At 51.6% G+C, this 1,514-nt stretch carries 2 protein-coding genes; one reads left to right on the forward strand and one right to left on the reverse strand.

Annotated features, from left to right (window positions below):
- Positions 1-883 (forward strand): leucine-rich repeat domain-containing protein (locus tag CA13_RS00035; RefSeq protein WP_419193731.1); only part of this gene is annotated, 883 nt, incomplete at its 5' end.
- 358 nt (positions 884-1,241) lie between these two features.
- Here CA13_RS00035 and CA13_RS34400 read toward each other — a convergent pair.
- Positions 1,242-1,514: hypothetical protein (locus CA13_RS34400; protein ID WP_419193732.1), on the reverse strand; the 273-nt coding region annotated here is incomplete at its 5' end.

Raw genomic sequence — 1,514 nt, forward strand, 5'->3', positions numbered from 1 at the left:
CGCCGACAAAGTGATGCGTTTACTAACTACTGTGCTTTTTGCCGTCTCGATGCTCGGCCTTCACGCTATGGCCAATCCGCCAACGCCCGATCAAGCCGTGGCGTATTTCCAAGAACTCAATGACGCCAGCATTAAGCGGGATGCGAAAAGCGTACCGTTCTACTTGTTCATTGCGGACCGCAAACTCACCAACGAAGACCTCACACATATCGATGCACTGCAGTCGTTGCGACAGCTAAAACTTATGGACTGCGATGTAAGTGACGCAATCTGGAAGCATATCTCTGAGCACCATCAGCTTCAGGAACTTTCACTTTCAGGTTCGCAAATCACGGATCGATCGCTTAGCAACCTGGCTTCTTTCCCCGATCTCGTTTCCCTCGACATCCGTGCCACCAAGATTGGTGATTCTGGGCTGCAACGCATCGGAACAATTACGTCCCTGCACAAATTGGAACTCCTTGGTACGCGTGTCACATCCAGGGGAATGAAGCACCTCACTAAGCTCTCCCGACTGACAGAGCTAGGGCTCGTCCAAACACGTGTCGGCGACGACGGCCTCCAATCACTCGGGAAACTCACGGAGCTTCGCGAACTTAGTCTTGAAGGCACACGAATTACGAATCTTGGATTGAAGCACCTCAGCAATTTGACGAATCTCGAATTGCTGACGATTCACAACACCGACGTGACGGAGGCAGGTTTGGTTCATCTTGGGTCACTGACTAAACTGGAGACGTTCTACCTGTGTGTTCCCGTATCCGAGCAAGGGCTTCGCACGCTCAAGAAAATGACCGCGCTCAAACACCTGTATATTGGTGATGTTGATCCTGATCCTCGCGCGTGGTTGGAAGAGAACCTTCCCGGCGTCGGGGCGTATTGAACGCGGCGAACCATGAATTGCACCGAAGCACGGGTGGTGCAATTCTTGGCCATCACAACATCAACCGCCCGTGCTCGGTGAATTCCGCCGTTATCCGTCTCAGGAATATGCTTCAATCGCTCAAACGTTTCTTTCGCGAACGCCGAGAATTTCAACTCCGAGACAGAATTCGTGCGGCTTTTGAGACCGGAGAACCACTTTCTCGATTTATTGCTCGAGACGTGCGGCGACAAATACTAATCGTGAATATCGACGAGATCGAATCAGGATTCGTCGTCGCGCAAACTAAGACCGACAACATTCTGTATCTATCGAAAAAATTGGCTGTAGAATCAGAATTTGGAGCTCCCTCGCGAATTCAGGTTGGCAGAATGTGGGAATGGACAGGCAACTCTTGGGGTGGACTTCCAGATGGAACATCCATCGTGGATCGCGTACAATCAGCACCAAGCGATCCGCAAAACGACGGATAACAATACGTTGCACACGGAGCCGCGGGCCGCGCGGCTTTTTCTGCTTGCATGTCTTTCGCCGCGGCCCGGTGAACGTTGCCGTTACCCGACGTAACGATGAAGATCGTATCGACGTACAACATCGATCTCGTATGATGATCTCGTTTCGACAACGTGAT

The organism is Novipirellula herctigrandis (assembly GCA_007859835.1).
GTDB lineage: Bacteria > Planctomycetota > Planctomycetia > Pirellulales > Pirellulaceae > Novipirellula_A > Novipirellula_A herctigrandis.